At 59.9% G+C, this 16285-nt stretch carries 11 protein-coding genes and 3 pseudogenes; 5 read left to right on the top strand and 9 right to left on the bottom strand.

Annotation, left to right across the window (positions count from 1 at the left end; all coding sequences use genetic code 11):
- Window positions 1-26: 26 nt before the first annotated feature.
- Window positions 27-1538 carry a glucosyltransferase domain-containing protein gene (locus AB7M32_RS27155; protein ID WP_454251921.1) on the top strand — a complete coding sequence of 504 codons (1512 nt, stop codon included), beginning with the start codon at window positions 27-29 and terminating at the stop codon, window positions 1536-1538.
- Here AB7M32_RS27155 and AB7M32_RS27150 read toward each other — a convergent pair whose 3' ends face one another.
- The 8 genes and pseudogenes from AB7M32_RS27150 to AB7M32_RS27115 all read right to left on the bottom strand — a co-directional run bounded on the left by AB7M32_RS27150 (window position 1539) and on the right by AB7M32_RS27115 (window position 11789).
- A complete protein-coding gene (locus tag AB7M32_RS27150; protein ID WP_454251920.1) occupies window positions 1539-3158 on the bottom strand; it encodes an FMN-binding glutamate synthase family protein in 1620 nt (539 codons plus the stop codon). It lies immediately after the preceding gene.
- 266 nt (window positions 3159-3424) lie between these two features.
- A pseudogene (locus AB7M32_RS27145) lies at window positions 3425-3754 on the bottom strand (sensor histidine kinase); the annotation flags it as partial.
- A 396-nt stretch (window positions 3755-4150) separates the two neighbouring features.
- Window positions 4151-4237: pseudogene (locus AB7M32_RS27140) on the bottom strand (hypothetical protein); the annotation flags it as partial.
- 156 nt (window positions 4238-4393) lie between these two features.
- A pseudogene (locus tag AB7M32_RS27135) lies at window positions 4394-4612 on the bottom strand (response regulator); the annotation flags it as partial.
- A gap of 215 nt (window positions 4613-4827) precedes the next feature.
- Window positions 4828-6630 (bottom strand): DAHL domain-containing protein, encoded by a 1803-nt coding sequence (locus tag AB7M32_RS27130; protein WP_454251919.1) that lies wholly within the window; start codon window positions 6628-6630, stop codon window positions 4828-4830.
- Entirely contained in the window at window positions 6627-7586 is a 960-nt protein-coding gene (locus AB7M32_RS27125; protein ID WP_454251918.1) for a cytochrome-c peroxidase, read from the bottom strand. The genes AB7M32_RS27130 and AB7M32_RS27125 overlap by 4 nt, the downstream gene beginning before the upstream one ends.
- Before the next feature lie 40 nt (window positions 7587-7626).
- Complete coding sequence (locus tag AB7M32_RS27120) at window positions 7627-9501, bottom strand: EAL domain-containing protein (protein ID WP_454251917.1); 1875 nt, start codon at window positions 9499-9501, stop codon at window positions 7627-7629.
- Window positions 9498-11789 (bottom strand): GGDEF/EAL domain-containing response regulator, encoded by a 2292-nt coding sequence (locus AB7M32_RS27115; RefSeq protein ID WP_454251916.1) that lies wholly within the window; start codon window positions 11787-11789, stop codon window positions 9498-9500. Before AB7M32_RS27115 ends, AB7M32_RS27120 begins: the two co-directional genes overlap by 4 nt.
- Before the next feature lie 227 nt (window positions 11790-12016).
- Between AB7M32_RS27115 and AB7M32_RS27110 the strand changes: the two genes are divergently transcribed.
- The 4 genes from AB7M32_RS27110 (at window position 12017) to AB7M32_RS27095 (ending at window position 15173) form a co-directional block, all read left to right on the top strand.
- A complete protein-coding gene (locus tag AB7M32_RS27110; protein WP_454251915.1) occupies window positions 12017-13384 on the top strand; it encodes an HD domain-containing phosphohydrolase in 1368 nt (455 codons plus the stop codon).
- A 215-nt stretch (window positions 13385-13599) separates the two neighbouring features.
- Entirely contained in the window at window positions 13600-14016 is a 417-nt protein-coding gene (locus tag AB7M32_RS27105; protein WP_454251914.1) for an NUDIX hydrolase, read from the top strand.
- 24 nt (window positions 14017-14040) lie between these two features.
- The gene (locus tag AB7M32_RS27100; protein WP_454251913.1) at window positions 14041-14679 is read left to right on the top strand and encodes a LysE family translocator; all 639 of its coding nucleotides are present in this window, start codon (window positions 14041-14043) and stop codon (window positions 14677-14679) included.
- Complete coding sequence (locus AB7M32_RS27095; RefSeq protein ID WP_454251912.1) at window positions 14676-15173, top strand: N-acetyltransferase family protein; 498 nt, start codon at window positions 14676-14678, stop codon at window positions 15171-15173. Before AB7M32_RS27100 ends, AB7M32_RS27095 begins: the two co-directional genes overlap by 4 nt.
- Before the next feature lie 173 nt (window positions 15174-15346).
- Here the strand turns inward: AB7M32_RS27095 and metR are convergent, their stop codons facing one another.
- Complete coding sequence (gene metR / locus AB7M32_RS27090; RefSeq protein ID WP_060740854.1) at window positions 15347-16264, bottom strand: transcriptional regulator MetR; 918 nt, start codon at window positions 16262-16264, stop codon at window positions 15347-15349.
- Window positions 16265-16285: the final 21 nt, after the last annotated feature.

The raw sequence follows: 16285 nt of genomic DNA, 5'->3' as shown, positions 1-16285 counted from the left end.
ACTGTTGGCGATTGCACGAGTAACCTATGCGAATAACGAAGGTACTTAGCAAAAAAGAGGTGCTATTGTTTTTTACGGTAGCTTCTTTTGTGTACGTATACCCTATTGTTCATGCCGATTACGCCTATGTAGACGATAGTTGGCGGGAAATATTGGCGATCGATGACTGGTGGAGAATTCACGGCAGAGTGCTGGCTGAAGTAGTTACGAAGCTTATGGCGTTTAACAATGCAACCATTAATATTTTCCCGCTTCCATTGTTAATTGCTACTTTTGCATTTGCATGTGCGATGACTAGGCTGACGTTATGGTATTTTCCTCGCCCCGAGTGGACAGCGTGTCTCGTAGTGCTCCCACTGCTCTGTAATCCTTTTTTTTTAGGTAACATTAGTTTTCAATATGATGGGCCGGGTATGATGTTAGCAGTTGTGGCTGCTGTTTTTTCTATAACCTGTCATGTTCGCAATAGTTACCTGCGAGGGTGCGTGTCGGCTATTTTAATAGCGGTGCTGCTAAGTATTTATCAATTGGTGATTACAGTTTTTATTGGGTTGTGCTGTATGGAGTGTTTGTGGAATGTTAGAAATGGAAAGCCGGCGCAGGAAGTGTTGAGAGAAATTGGGTTGCGTGGTTTACAGCTTTTTTTGGGGGGGATTTTTTATTATTTTACCGCTTTCAAACTGACGAGCGATAGGCGCGGTTCGCTGGCAGAGTTCGATTCGCACTGGCTTGGAGAGGTCGTTAGGAAATTTAAGTTCTCTATGGAAAAAGTGTTCGAGTTGATCAACGCCGGAAATGGATTTTTTTCTATTTTAATGGTGATCGTAGCCGGCGTGGGATATGTCCTAGTCATTAAGAATGTTTTAGCACTGGCCGGTGGTAGGGGCGAAAAAATTTTAGTTTTAGGGGCCTGTCTATGCGTACCGCCTGTGCTGATAGTTTGTGTCCCCGGTCCGATGTTATTCGTGCTGGATCCTAATTTGGAAGCGCGGAACTATCTGGGGTTTTCTGTAGTATTGTTTTTTTTGCTGCTGATGAGTCGTGAAGTTTTGGGGCGTGCTGGGTTGCGAATGCTTTTGGTGATACCAGTTTTGGCGATGTATTCGTTTAGTTACGGCTATGGGCAAGTTCTTATCGCAAAAAAAGAGCTTGAGACGGCCATGGCAATGTTTATAGCTTATGACATTATCGCAACAAAAGAATTTCGCAATTCCCCTGTGCTTTATTATATTGAGCCCCCTATTAATGGGAAGTGGTTGCCCAAAGCGCAGGGTGCCATAAATTATATGCCGGCGTTGCGCTACCTTTTGAGCAGCTCCAGTATGGTGCTCCGCCCAAATACTTTACCTCAGTACGGTATTAATAATGTGGTTTCAGAGGGGCGCGCCGCTTTTGATGCGGCGACGGCTGAGGGCAAGACTTATAGGCGGGTGGTAGACAGGAAGTTCTATTCATTTTATGTCACTGAGTCAGGTGATTTTATTGTCATGAAAGATTTAACAGGTTCCGAAGGGTACATTAGGGGATGGTGGCGATAGTCACGCTGCCACTATTTTCTCCGGCTCAAAACTATCCGCCCGAGCCATCTGCCACATCCGCGAATAAAACGCCCCATTGACCTCACCCGTGAGCAATTCCCCCGGTTTCAAAAACACATGCAACTCAGAGAACAACTTGACCTCGGTAGCCGACATCCGCCGCACCAAATGCTTGGGCTGCAATTGCGACGGGTGCTCGAGCCCGGCGGCGGCGAGCATTTCGGCCAGGGCCTTGAGGGTGTTGCGGTGGAAGTTGTAGACCCGCTGGGCCTTGTCCGGGACGACCAGGGCGCGCTGGCGCAGGGTGTCCTGGGTGGCGACGCCGGTGGGGCATTTGTTGGTGTGGCAACTCTGGGACTGGATGCAGCCGATGGCGAACATGAAGCCGCGCGCGGCGTTGGCCCAGTCGGCGCCGATGGCCAGGACGCTGGCGATGTCGAAGGCGCTGACGATCTTGCCACTGGCGCCGAGCTTGATCTTGTCCCGCAGGTTCAGGCCCACCAGGGTGTTGTGCACGAACAACAGGCCCTCGCGCAGCGGCACGCCAATGTGATCGGTGAACTCCACTGGCGCCGCGCCCGTGCCGCCTTCCTTGCCGTCCACCACGATGAAGTCGGGCAGGATCCCGGTTTCCAGCATCGCCTTGGCGATGCCCATGAATTCCCAGGGATGGCCCAGGCAGAATTTGAAGCCCACCGGTTTGCCCCCGGACAGCTCACGCAGTTGCTGAACGAACTGCATCAGTTCGATCGGCGTGGAAAACGCGCTGTGGCATGACGGCGAAATACAGTCCTCACCCATGAGGATGCCACGGGTCTCGGCGATTTCCCGGGTGACCTTGTGCTTGGGCAGGATCCCGCCGTGGCCGGGCTTGGCGCCCTGGCTCATCTTGATTTCGATCATCCGCACCTGCGGGTTCTGTGCCTGGACGGCGAAACGTTCGGGGTCGAAGCGCCCGTCGCTGGTGCGACAGCCAAAATAACCGCTGCCCAGTTCCCAGGTCAGGTCGCCACCGTGTTCACGGTGGTAGGGGCTGATGCTGCCTTCACCGGTGTCATGGGCGAAGTTGCCCAGCTTCGCGCCCTGGTTCAATGCCCGGATGGCATTGGCGCTCAGGGAGCCGAAACTCATGGCCGAGATATTGAACACCGACGCTGAGTACGGCTGCGTGCACTGCGGGCCGCCGACGGTCACGCGAAAACCGCTGGGGTCGCTCAGCGGGGCCGGGCGCATGGAATGGCCGATGAATTCGAAGCCGGTCTGGTACACGTCGATCAAGGTGCCGAACGGTTTGTCGGCGCTTTCGTTCTTGGCCCGGGAGTACACCAGCGAGCGTTGGGCCCGGGAGAAGGGCAGGGCATCGCTGTCGGATTCGAGCAGGTACTGGCGGATCTCCGGGCGGATGCCTTCGACCAGGTAGCGGATATTGCCCAGGATCGGGTAGTTGCGCCGTACGGCATGGCGGCTTTGCAGCAGGTCGAACACCCCCAACAGGCTCAACAGCCCGGTCACCAGCGTAATGGGCCAGAGCCAGTCGTGTTGCAGGAATGGCAGGCTGGCGAGGGTGAAGATGACACAGCCAGCAAAGAAGGCGTAACGACTCAGCAGAGACAGGCTCATACGGTTTCCTTGGGGGAGAGCGATTGGCGAGACATTAGCTTGGAATGCAGCTCCCTTGCCACAGGGGCTGTATGTTGGCTGGAAAAACGAGCGCCGGAAAAACCTGTGGGAGCGAGCTTGCTCGCGATGGCGGTCGCCCACTCGACCCCCGCATTGACTGACCCACCGCTATCGCGAGCAAGCTCGCTCCTACAATTGAATTGGCGGCGATGCTCGGCAGTTGTGGTGAGGGAGCTCGCTCCCACCGTTTGAACCGCCGGGGTGGCTCAGCTCGCCTGCTTCATCTGCCGCAACGGTAACTCCACGCGGAAGGTGGTGCCGACGCCGACTTCGCTGCGTACGGTGATCTCGCCGTTGTGTTTTTTCACGATACCGTAGGACAACGACAGCCCGAGCCCCGTGCCTTGGCCGATGGGTTTGGTGGTGAAGAATGGGTCGAAGATTTTCTGCAGGGTCTCGGGGGGAATGCCCGAGCCGTTGTCCGCCACTTCGATCCAGACGGTTTCTTCACCGACCCCGTTGCGCAGGGTGATGGTGCCGCGTTCGGGACCGATGGCCTGGGCGGCGTTGACGATCAGGTTCATGATCACCTGGTTGATCTGCGACGGCAGGCATTCCACCTCCGGCAAGGGTGTGTATTCCTTGACCACGTCGGCCTTGTACTTGATTTCATTGGCGACGATGTTCAACGTCGAATCCATGCCCTGCTGCAAATTGGCCATCTGCCATTCCTGGCTGGAATCAACGCGGGAGAAGTCCTTCAGGTCCTTGACGATCTGCCCGACCCGGCCAATGCCATCCTTGGATTCCTTGATCAGCAGGGGGATGTCTTCGACCAGGAAGTCCAGCTCCACCTGTTCGCGCAGCTTTCTCAAGTTCACCACCAGCTCCGGCGAGGCGATGGCCTCCTCGGCGCTGCCGTAGGCGGTGAGCATTTCCTGGAGTTTGCCGAAGTAGCCGTCCAGCGCCCCCAGGTTGGAAGAAATGAAGCCGATCGGGTTGTTGATCTCGTGGGCCACCCCGGCCGCCAACTGGCCCAGCGAGGCGAGCTTTTCCGATTGCACCAACTGGGTTTCCAGCATCTTGCGTTCGTCGATCTCCATCTGCAGCAGTTCGCTGGCCTGTCGGAAGGCCTGGGTGCGTTGTTCTACCAGGTCTTCGAGCTTGTTCATTTTCAGTTGCGCGCGAGAGGTCATTTCCCATTTGGTGGTCAGGGTGTTGGCCATCTGCTGGACTTCGATGTTGTCGAACGGCTTCTTCAGGATCAGCAAGCGGTCGTGGCCGTTCAGACGGTCGAGCAATTCATCCCAGGAGTAATCCGAATAGGCGGTGCAAACCACCACTTGCAACTGCGGGTCGCGCTTCCAGAGTTCTTCGATGGTCTTTGCGCCATCCCAGCCTTCGGGCATGCGCATGTCGACAAAGGCCAGGGCATAGGGACGCTCCTTGGCCATGGCCTCCAGCAATTTGCTCAGGCCTTCCTGCCCACCGTAGGCCGAGTCGAGTTCGAACACGGTGGCGGCAGGTTTCGGCGCTTCGCCAAACAGCGCGCTTTCCATGTCCTGCAAATCCGTGTTGCTTTCATCCTCCGGGGTGAGGATCTTGCGAAAATCTTCATGAATGGCGGGTGTATCGTCGATCAACAGGATGCGGCGGTTACTCATGCTGTTCATGGTTCACCTTCTGCAAGTTTCAGGGGCACTTGCAATTGGAATGTCGCCCCTTTGCCTGGCCCCTCACTGTGGGCGGTGAGGTGGCCGTTCATTTCGATGGCCGCCAATGCGCAGCTGTGCAGACCAAAGCCGTGGCCTTCCTTACGCGTGGTAAAACCATGGGCGAAGATGCGCGTCATGTTTTCCTCCGGGATGCCTTCGCCTTCGTCCTTGACGCTGATTTGCAGGGTCTGGCCATCGACGACGGTGGCCTTGAGGGTCATGTTCCGCGCATCGTTGGACACCCCGGCCATGGCGTACTTGGCATTGCTGATCAGGTTGATCAGGATCAGCAGCAAACGGTGCTTGTCGCCCATGATCCGCGGCACGTCGCCGTATTCCTTGATCACCGTAACATGATGGCGGGTCAGGGCGCCGGAGTTCATGCGCAAAGCGTCTTCGAGCAGTTCGCTGACCACCAGGGGCTCGAGCAGGCTGCTGGCGCCAGCATAGGATTGCTGGGTGGAGACGATGTCCTTGATGTGGTCCACGCTCTTGCTCAATTGGGCCAGTTCTTCGGTCAGGCTCTGCTGCTCCGATGCGATGGCCTCCACCAGCTGGTTGAGGTAACCGGGCAGCAACTTGCCCTTGGCGTCCTCGGTGAGGAAGTGTCCGAGGTCATCGGTGTGTTCGTTGATCAATTGCATCGCCTTGCCCAGCCCCAGGGCCTTGCTGCTGCGCAGTTTGCGGCTGACCAGGTCGGCGGAGATGTTCACGCTGTTGAGGACGTTGCCGACGTTGTGCAACACGTTGGTGGCGATTTCCGCCATGCCGGCCTGGCGGGCGGTGTCCATCAACTCGCTCTGGGTGTCCTTGAGCTGGCGGGTACGCTCCTCGACCCGTTGTTCCAGCTCGTCGTTGGCGCTCTGCAGGGCGCTGTTGACTCGATTGATTTCGGCGAAGCTGCGTATCAGGCGAATCGCCAGCCAGATCAGAATCAGCACCAGGAACGTGGCGAACACCAGCAAGTAAATGTGGTTGCGCTCGTATTTGGCGGCGGCTTTTTCCTGGTCTTTCTCGAGCAGGTTGGTGATGGTGTCCAGGCGATCGGCCACGGGGATCGCTTCGATGCCCAGCAATAACTCATTGACCTTTGGCTGTTCGCGCAGGATCACCCCGATGTGTCTGCGCAGGACTTCGATGGAGTTGAGCAACCCCTCAGGCAGGCGTTCCTTGTTGACATCCAACTGGTTCAAGCCCAGCAGGACCTCGGCTGCGATCTCCGGGGAGCTGACCTGGGCGAACTCCATACTGCTGAGCAACAGGTCGTAAGTGTCGATGGCAACGTTCTGCAACTCCAGTTTGTACGTGTCGGGCAGCCGGGCGAACTGGCCCTGGATGTCGTCCTCACCGGTGGGCAGAAAGGCCAGGGAGTTACGCAACACCGCGTTATGGGACTTGAACTGTTCTATCAGGCGGGTTTTTTCCTTGACCAGCTTGAGGTATTCGTCGCGCTGGGCCTCCCAGAGTGACGCTCCGTGGCGTCCCGGTTCCGATTCGATGGCGTCCAGACGCTGCCACAGGCGTGCCATTTCGTGCAGGGGGGAGACCAACGGGTCGTAGTTGTGGGTCAGGGCGATTCGCGACTTGAGGACTTCGTTGTCCCAGATGGCGTCCTGTTGCTTGAGCAGGCGGATCAGGTCACGGGATTCAATGTACGAGGCGGCCTGCTGGGCCCCCGAATTGACGTACATGAACAGCAGGACCGAAGCCAGTAACAGGCCGATGAAGGCAAGACCGAGGCGGCGCAGAGTGGTCATAGGGGCTTGCCCTCCGATTCACCTGTCAGGGTCTTGAGGAACTCGACGATCAGTGTCGTATCGTTCTTGAGAGGCTCACGACCCAGTTGGTACTTGAACATCACCTCCACCGCGTGTTCCAGAGTCGTCGCCGACCCGTCATGGAAATACGGCGCGGTGACGGCCACGTTGCGCAGGCTGGGCACCTTGAAGACCTGGCGGTCCGCTTCATCGCCGGTGATGTTGAAGCGTCCTTCGTCGGCGCGGGTGGGGTTGCCCCGGTCGCCGATGTAGTCACCCATGACGCCGAATTTCTGGAACATGTTGCCGCCGATGTTCACGCCCTGGTGGCAAGCGATGCAGCCGTACTCCTTGAAACGCTGATAACCGAACTTTTCCCGGGGCGTGAGGGCGTCGGTATTGCCCAGCAGGTACTGGTCAAAACGCGAATTGGGTGTTTGCAAGGTGCGTTCGTAGTCGGCCAGGGCGCTCTGGATATTGGGCTTGGTCACGCCATCGGGATAGGCGTCCTTGAAGTCCTTGGCGTAGCCGGGGTCATCGGCGATACGCTTGACCACCGACTCCCAGGTGCTGCCCATTTCCACCGGACTGGTCACGACCTCGTGGACCTGTTCTTCCAACGTATCGACGCGGCCATCCCAGAACTGATGGAAGTTCAGGCCGGCGTTGAACACGGTAGGTGTATTGACCTCCACCGGCTTGCCGTCGAAGCCCAGGGAAAACGGTTTGTCGTCGGCGCCACCCTTGTCCAGGCGATGGCAACTGGCACAGGACAGGGTGTTGTTGACGGATAGCCGTGGGTCATTGAACAGCCGCAGCCCCAACTGGACGCGCTTGGGGTCCAGGGCCGGCACCGGGGGCAGGGGCTTGAGAGGTTCATCCAGGGGGGCGGCGTGAGCGGTTACGCTTGCTCCCACGAGCAGGCCGAGCGCCAGAATCAGTCCATGTAACGCCATGGGATGTTTTCCTTGAAACTTTGGTTGAGGACTCAGTTGTTCACGAAAACGGGTTCTGGCGTTTTTCCCACTCGGTCATCCAATCGGCAAAGGCCTGCGGTTCGACGGCCTTGCTGAAGTAGTAACCCTGGGCTTCCTCGCATTGGTGCTTCTTGAGAAATTCAAGCTGCTCAAGGGTTTCCACCCCTTCGGCGATGATGTGCAGGTTCAGGCTCTTGCCCAGGCTGATGATGGTGCTCACCAGCTTGGCGTCATTGCTATCGATGCTCAGGTCACCGACGAACGACTGGTCGATCTTCAGCACATCCACCGGAAATTTCTGCAAGTAGCTCAGGCTCGAATAGCCGGTGCCGAAATCGTCGATGGCCAGGCGTATCCCCTGTTGTTTGATGGCCTTGAGGATGGCGACCGTGGTATCGATGTTCTGCATCAGTACGCTTTCGGTGATCTCCAGTTCTAACTGTGTCGGGTCCAGGCCGGTTTCCTTGAGGGTGCGGGCGATGCCTTCGACGAAGCCGCGCTGGCGAAAATCGATGGCCGAGATGTTCACCGACAGGCACAGCGGCCGCATGCCCTGGGCTTGCCAACGGCAGGCCTGCTGGCAGGCTTCCTGGAGTACCCATTGGCTCAGCGGCACGATCAAGCCGCTGTCCTCGGCCACCGGAATGAAATCCGCCGGGTAGACCAGGCCATGTTCCGGCCTGTTCCAGCGCACCAACGCCTCGACCCCGACCACCTTGCCGCTCTTGAGATCGAGCTTGGGTTGGTAATGCAGCACGAATTCCTTGCGCTGCAGGGCCAGGCGCAGGCCCGATTCGATGGTCTGTTGCTGCCGTGCCCGGCGGTTCATGTCCTCGGTGAAGAAACGGTAGTCGTTGGGGCCGGTTTCCTTGACGTTGCGCATTGCCGTCTCGGCTTTCTTGATCAGCGCCACGGCGTCGAAGCCGTCGCTCGGGTACACGCTGATGCCCAGGCTCGCGGTGACGCTCAGGTCATGGCCGTCGATAGGCTGGGGGGTGCTGATGGCCGCCAGCAGTTTTTCGGCCACGCCTTTGGTTTGCTGCGCCTCGGCGATGTCCCCCATGATCACCACGAATTCATCGGAACCGTAGCGGAACACCGAATCGGATTCACGCACCACGCTCGCCAGCGCCCGGGCCACGCGCTTGAGCATTTCGTCGCCCACCGGATGGCCCAGCGCGTTGTTGATGCGCTTGAAACGGTCCAGGCCGATGAACATCACCGCCAGTTGGCGGTCGTGCCGACGGCACTGGGCCATGGCCTGGGTCAGGCGATCGCCAAGCAGCATGCTGTTGGGCAACTCGGTGAGCACGTCGTATTGCAGCAGGTGGGACACCTTGAGCAATTCCTGGACGCGCTCTTCGATCGTGCGTTCCAGGCTACGCATTTTCCGCGCCGCGTCCTGGGCCAGTTGCCATTTCCAGGTCATGGCGCTGGCCATCTGGCGGATTTCCAAGGTGTCGAACGGTTTCTTGAGAATCAGCAATTGATCATCGAACTCGATCCGTTCGGACATGGTTTCCCAGGAGTAATCCGAGAAGGCCGTGCACAGGGCGATTTGCAGGCGCGGGTCGGCTTTCCACAATTCTTCGATGGTTTGCAGGCCATCCCAGCCCGGTGGCATGCGCATGTCGGCGAACACCAGCGCATAGGGCTGGCCTTCGGCCTGGGCGCGCTTGACCAGTTCCAGTGCCTCCTCGCCCTGGTAGGCCGAGTCGATCTGAAATTGCAGCCGGCTGACCTGTGGGGTGCCGAACAGCAGGCTTTCGGTGTCGTCCAGCGAGTCATCGCTGCCGGCGCTGGGGCTGAGGATCTTGCGAAAGTCCTGGTGGATCGCCGGCGTGTCGTCCACCACCAGGATCCGCCGGTTGGCAGGCACCGACATGGGGTTCATGGATTGCTCTCCGATAGCTGGCTCGCTGGTCGGGTCCAGTGGTCTGTCGCGGGAATGATCGTGCCGGCCTTGAGCAGTTCGGCGGCCTGGCCGCTGTCGACCACGGTGCTGAAGTAATGCCCCTGGGCCTGCATCGCGCCGCCGCTGGACATCAGTGTGGTGCGTTGCTCCTGGGTCTCGACGCCCTCGGCAATGATCCCGATGCCCACGTCCCGGGCGAAGTTGATGATCGCCCGCAACGTCGTGGCGTTCTCCGGGTCGTCGTTGGCGCTGTCGAGAAAGCGCTGGGCGAGCTTGAGGTGATTGACCCGGTAGGTCTTGAGGTAATCGAACGAGGAATATTCGGTGCCGAAGTCATCGATGGCGATTTGCACGCCCAATTCGCAGAGGCGCGGCAGCACGTCGTTGTGAGTCCACTTGGTCTGGGCCAGGGTGGCTTCGGTGACGTCGAAACGCAGGTCCCAGGGTGCCAGCTCCCAGCGGGCGGTGGTGCGCAGCACGTCGTAGATCAGTTCCGGGCCGGTCTTGAGCTGGGTCAGGGACAGGTCGATGGCGATCACCGGCGGCGCCATGCCCTGGTCGCGCCATTGGCGCATCTGTTGGCAGGCCTGGTCCAGCACCCAATGTCCCAGGCCAATGATGATCCCGGTCTTCTCGGCCGCTGGCATGAAGGCCTCCGGTTCCAGCCAGCCCCGTTGGGGGTGGTTCCAGCGCACCTGCACGCCCATGCCGAGGATCTTGCCGGAGCCGAGGTCGACTTCGGGCAGGTAGTGCAGGTGCAGTTCCTGGTTTTCGATGGCTTGGCGCAGATCGTTGGCCAGGGCGACCCGGTCGGTGACTTCCTGGTTAATTTCCTCATTGTGAAAGTGATACTGGTTGCGACCCTTTTCCTTGGAGCGGTACAGGGCCATGTCGGATTGCGCCATCAGGCTGTCGGCGCTCAGGCTCTGCGGGGTGTACAGGGCGATGCCGATGCTCACCGAGATTCGCACGTCGTTGCCGTCCAGGGAGTACGGCGCCACGAGGGCATCGCGGATCTTGCCCGCCAGCGCGGCGCAGTGGGTCGCTTCATGGACGTCCAGTTGCAGCAGGGCGAATTCGTCGCCGCCCAGGCGCGCCACCACATCGTTTTCCCGGGTACAGGATTTGATGCGGGCGGCGACTTCCTGCAGCAGCAGGTCGCCGATGGGATGGCCCAAGGTGTCGTTGATGCGTTTGAAGTGGTCCAGGTCCAGGTAGAACATGGCAAACGGCGCCGCTCCCCGACGAGCGGCGGCAAAGGCCTGGTGCAGGCGCTCGATCATGGTGGCGCGGTTGGCCAGCCCGGTCAGGCCGTCGGTGCGGGCGAGCAGGGCGATCTTCTCTTCGGCCAGCTTGCGCTCGGTGATGTCGAGGATGATGCCTTCCACTTCCAGCAGCAGGCCCTGGTCGTTGCGCACCGGAATGTAGCGGTTCTCCACCCAGCGGAACGTGTCGTCGCCAGTGCGCATGCGAAACTCGATGGAAGCCCCGGCAGTGTCACGGTCGAGGACGCGGACCATGGCCTCCTGGACTTTGTCCTGGTCGTCGGGATGGATCAGGGTTTGCGCCCAGTCCGGCGCGTTGATCAGTTGCGCCGCGGAATGACCGAACTTGGTGATGTTATGGGAGATGTACATCAACGCGAACGGCGGCTCGCCCCGCAGGCGATAGAGAATGGTCGGGCTGTTCTGCACGATGATGTTGGCGTCGGCCAACTCGCGGGTGCGTTCCTCGACCGCCCGTTCGAGCATGTCCATTTTCAGCGCCGCGTCCTCGGTCATCTGCCATTTGACGGTCAAGGCGCTGGCCATCTGGCGGATCTCGATGGCGTCGAAGGGTTTTTTCAGGATGAGCAGACGGTCGCCCAGTTCGAGGCGCTCGGAAATGTCTTCCCAGGAATAATCCGAGTACGCGGTGCACAGGGCCACTTGCAGCTTGGGGTCGGCGCGCCACAGCCGTTCGATGGTTTCCAGGCCGTCCCAGCCCGGCGGCATGCGCATGTCGATGAACGCCATGGCGAAGGGCTGCCCTTGGGCCAGCGCCGTCTCGACCTTGTTCAACGCTTCCATGCCCTGGAACGCCGAATCGAGCACGAAACTCATGGCGGCAACGGCCACCGGCGCGCCGAACAAAGCCTCTTCGGCGCTGCTCAGGTTGTCTTCGGCGTTCATCTGGGGGCAGAGGATCTTGCGAAAATCCTCATGGATGGTCGGGGTGTCGTCGACGATGAGGATCCGCCGATTGGTTTTATCCAAAGGCAGGCTCATGTCCGTGCACCACTTTGATGCTGACTATAGAACCCTGGGAACATCTGATATCCCTTTCGCTGGCATGAGTAATCGGCCTGTACATGGCCCTTCATGGGGTAGAGCATAGTCGCCTCATCGCGATGCGCTCGGCCACTGATGGCAAATGTGTCGAAATTTTCGCAATCTACTAGCCTGTATTTTGGGGCTAAGGTAGAACGGTTGCCGTGAACAGGAGGGGGTTTCAAATGGAAGATCAATCGCCGGACGTTCCGGTAAAGAAGCCGACGGTGCTGCTCGTCGATGACGAAGAATCGATTCTCAATAGCCTGCGTCGGCTATTGCGCAGCCAGCCGTACGAGATCCTGCTGGCCGACAGTGGCGCCAAGGCCCTGGAGATTCTCAAGGAACGGCCGGTCGACCTGGTGATGACCGACGCGCGCATGCCGAACATGGACGGTGCTACGTTGCTGGCCGAGATCCGCAAGTTGTATCCATCGACGTTGCGTATCCTGCTCACCGGTTATGCCGATGTGGACATGATGACCAAGGCCATCAACGAGGGGCAGCTCTATCGCTACCTCAGCAAGCCCTGGAACGATGAGGAGCTGGTGCAGGCCTTGCGCCAGGCCCTGGCCCACCAGCATTCCGAAAGCGAGCGCCAGCGCCTCGAAGCGCTGAACCGCGAGCAGAACCAGCAACTCAAGACCCTGAACGCCACCCTGGAAAAACGCGTGGCGTCGCGCACCTCCGAGTTGCAGCAGACCGCCGACATGCTCGACCTGGCCTACGACGAGCTCAAGCGCAGTTATGTGACCAGCACCGAGGTGTTTTCGCTGATCGCCAACCTGCGCCTGCCCAAGGCCAAGCAGACCAACCGGCAGATCATCGAGTTGATCAGGGTCTACAGCCGGCTGCATTTCCTCGATGAGTCCACCGACCGCGACCTGACCATGGCCGCGGCGCTCTACAACATCGGCAAGCTGAGCTGGACCGACAATATGATGGTCACGCCCGCCGACTTGCTGCACCACAATGAGCTCGATCTCTATCGGGCCTATCCGAAGCAGAGCGAATCGCTGCTGATGACCCTGGACCCGATGAAGGACGCGGCCCGGATCATCCGCCATCACCAGGAGCGCTGGGACGGCAGCGGTTTCCCAGAGCACCTCAAAGGGGAAGCTATTCCCTTCGGCTCGCGACTGTTGAAACTGGCGGTGGATTTCATCGAGCTGCAGCGCGGGTTGATCCTCGAACGACAGATGAACAGCGACGAAGCGCTGGTCTACATCCGCAAATACGCCGGCAAGCTGTACGACCCGGACATGGTCGAGGACTTCATCAAGGCCTGCGGCGAGTACCTGGAAGACGTGACCTTGTCGGACCCTACGGTGAAGGTCATGTCCACCCGGGAGCTGGCGGCTGGCATGATCCTGGCGCGCAACCTCAACGCCGACAACGGCATGCTGCTGCTCAACGCCGGCAAGGTCCTGAGCGGTCCGCTGGTGGAAAAGCTCATCGCCTTCGAATCGATGGAAGGGGCCCGGTACAGCGTGTTCGTGAAGATCCCCGAAGAACAGGCCGATCCTTCGGCGCCGAAGCCGATGTTGGGGTGATGCGGTTCTGAAGATGCCACTGTTCAAACTGTGGGAGCGAGCTTGCTCGCGATAGCGGAGTGTCAGTGACTGCAGTGTCGACTGACCGGACGCTATCGCGAGCGAGCTCGCTCCCACAGGGGGAATGTGTTGATTTCAGTCCAGCCCAGGCTTTGCCCCTGGGGCTTTGGTCTGTAATCTCCCTGGCATTTTTCTGCCCAAGGCTTTGACTCATCATGACCACTTCCCTCATCCGCATCGCCGCCGCCCTGTTGCTCGGGCCGGACGGGCGAACCCTGCTGGTGCGCAAGCGCGGCACCCGGGCCTTCATGCAGCCGGGGGGCAAGATCGAGGCCCATGAACAACCGTTGCAGGCGCTGGCTCGGGAGCTGGAGGAAGAGCTTGGGTTGCGGATCGACCCGGCCCAGGCCCACCACCTGGGCGTGTTCAGCGCGCCGGCGGCCAACGAACCGGGGTTTATCGTGCAGGCCGAGGTGTTTTTGCTGAACATCGACGCCCCGGTTTCGCCGGCGGCCGAAATCGAAGAGGTGTGCTGGATCGACCCGGCCGGCGACAGCGATCTTGTACTCGCACCGTTGACAGGCGAGGTGATCCTGCCGTTTTATCGAGCGACACACCTCGCCACTTGCTGATTCATGCCTCAAGGACTGACGCCCATGATTCCACTGCCGGACCTGTTGATTTTCGCCGCCGCGGCGTTACTGATGGTGCTGACGCCCGGCCCGAACATGATCTACCTGATTTCCCGTTCGATCTGCCAGGGCCGCAAGGCCGGCGTCACGTCGCTGTTGGGCGTGGTGGCGGGGTTCTTCGTGCACATGTTCGCCGCCGCTGCGGGGCTGACGGCGGTATTCCTGGCGGTGCCCATGGCCTATGAAATGTTGAAGTGGGCTGGCGCGCTGTACCTGTTGTGGCTGGCCTGGCAGGCGGTGAGGCCGGGCGCGCGTTCGCCCTTCGAGGCCCAGCAGTTGCCGGCGGACTCGACACGCAAACTGATCACCATGGGCTTTCTCACCAGTGCGCTGAACCCCAAGATCGCGGTGTTCTATCTGTCGGTGTTCCCGCAGTTCATCAGCCCGGAACACGGTTCGCTGTTCACCCAGAGCATCATCCTCGGGCTGACCCAGATCAGCGTCAGTTTCAGCGTCAACCTGCTGATCGCCCTGTTCGCCGCCGGCATTGCCTCGTGGTTTGTCCACAATCCGCGCTGGCTGGCGGTGCAGCGCTACTTCATGGGGTTTGTCCTCGGTGCCCTGGCGCTGCGCCTGATGCTTGAGCAACGGCGTTCAGCGTGAACATTCGACGCCTGCGGGCCGGCGATGCCCTGGTGTATCGTGAGCTGATGCTCCAGGCGTACGCCTTGCACCCCCAGGCCTTCACCTCCAGCGTCGGCGAACGGGCGAAGTTGCCCATCAACTGGTGGGAGTCACGCCTGGGCAGCCGGCTCGATGTGCTGTTGGGGGCGTTTGTCGAGCAAGAACTGGTCGGTATCGTCGGCCTGGCCCTGGAACCCCGGGAAAAAGCCCGGCACAAGGCGCTGCTGTTCGGTATGTACGTCGCCGACGCACATCGCCATCGGGGCCTCGGCTACCAACTGGTGCAGGCGGCACTCGACGAAGCTCGGCGCCACACCTTCCTGCGCCTGGTGCAACTGACCGTCACCGCGGGCAACGACCCGGCGCTCAAGCTCTACCAGCGCTGCGGTTTCGTCCTGTACGGTCTCGAACCGATGGCGATCCGCGTGGGCGACGAGTACCTCGACAAAATCCACATGTGGCTCGAGCTGTAAACCAATCGGCCATGACTGTTGAGCTTTATTTGTGGCGAGGGGATTTATCCCCGCTGGGCTGCGAAGCAGCCCCCAAACCAGGAGACTCGGTGGGGCCGGAAGATTGAGTTCGCTGCTTTAGGGCCGCTTCGCAGCCCAACGGGGATAAATCCCCTCGCCACAAGGAATGCGCTTCACCGAACGGCACTGACACCGTCGAGTGTGGAAAACGACGTGTCCTTGGCCGTCAGCAAAAAATCGCGCATGTACGGCGCGTCGAGCATGTCGGTGCGCACCGCCGCGTACAGCGTGGCGAACAAACCTTTCTCCCCCAGCCGCTTGGCCTTCACGTAGCCCCGCGAGCTGTATTCATGCAGCGCCCAGTGCGGCATGCCGCAGACGCCACGACCGCTGGCCACCAGTTGCATCATCATCACGGTCAGCTCGGACGTGCGCACTTGGGCCGGTTCGATGTCGGCCGGTTCCAGGAAACGGGTGAAAATGTCCAGCCGGTCGCGCTCCACCGGGTAGGTGATCAGGGTTTCGCTGATCAGGTCCTCGGGCACGATGTAGGGCTTGCCCGCCAACCGATGCTGGTTGGCGACGGCGAGCATCGCTTCGTAGGTGAACAGCGGCACGTACGTGATGCCGGCCAGTTCCAGCGGGTCGGAGGTCACCACCAAATCGAGATCGCCCCGGGCCAAGGCCGGCAAGGGGGCGAAGGCGAAACCCGAGGCCAGGTCCAGCTCGACTTCCGGCCAGGCATCGCGGAACTGGTCGATGGTTGGCATCAACCATTGGAAGCAGCTATGGCACTCGATGGCCATGTGCAGGCGTCCGGCGGTGCCGCCCGCCAAGCGGGCGATGTCCCGTTCAGCACTGCGCAGTAACGGCAGGGCGGCATCGGCCAGTTGCAACAGGCGCAGGCCGGCGCTAGTGAAACGTACGGGCTTGGTCTTGCGTACGAACAACTGCATGCCCAGGCGCTCTTCCAGTTCTTTGAACTGGTGGGAGAGGGCGGACTGGGTCAAGTGCAGGCGTTCGGCGGCTTCGACCAGGCTATCGGCTTCGCGCAGGGCGTGCAGGGTCTTGAGGTGACGGAGTTCAAGCACCGGAGTTGCTCCATGAGTAAA

The organism is Pseudomonas sp. R151218B TE3479, from assembly GCF_053629195.1.
The sequence above is the reverse complement of the archived record's forward strand: the minus strand, read 5'-3'. Positions and strand labels throughout refer to the sequence as shown.

Bases quoted from the DNA above. Each gene is read 5' to 3' on its own strand.
- AB7M32_RS27155 (WP_454251921.1), top strand. From the start codon at position 27: ATGCGAATAACGAAGGTACTTAGCAAAAAAGAGGTGCTATTGTTTTTT.
- AB7M32_RS27150 (WP_454251920.1), bottom strand. From the start codon at position 3,158: ATGAGCCTGTCTCTGCTGAGTCGTTACGCCTTCTTTGCTGGCTGTGTC.
- AB7M32_RS27130 (WP_454251919.1), bottom strand. From the start codon at position 6,630: ATGACCACTCTGCGCCGCCTCGGTCTTGCCTTCATCGGCCTGTTACTG.
- AB7M32_RS27125 (WP_454251918.1), bottom strand. From the start codon at position 7,586: ATGGCGTTACATGGACTGATTCTGGCGCTCGGCCTGCTCGTGGGAGCA.
- AB7M32_RS27120 (WP_454251917.1), bottom strand. From the start codon at position 9,501: ATGAACCCCATGTCGGTGCCTGCCAACCGGCGGATCCTGGTGGTGGAC.
- AB7M32_RS27115 (WP_454251916.1), bottom strand. From the start codon at position 11,789: ATGAGCCTGCCTTTGGATAAAACCAATCGGCGGATCCTCATCGTCGAC.
- AB7M32_RS27110 (WP_454251915.1), top strand. From the start codon at position 12,017: ATGGAAGATCAATCGCCGGACGTTCCGGTAAAGAAGCCGACGGTGCTG.
- AB7M32_RS27105 (WP_454251914.1), top strand. From the start codon at position 13,600: ATGACCACTTCCCTCATCCGCATCGCCGCCGCCCTGTTGCTCGGGCCG.
- AB7M32_RS27100 (WP_454251913.1), top strand. From the start codon at position 14,041: ATGATTCCACTGCCGGACCTGTTGATTTTCGCCGCCGCGGCGTTACTG.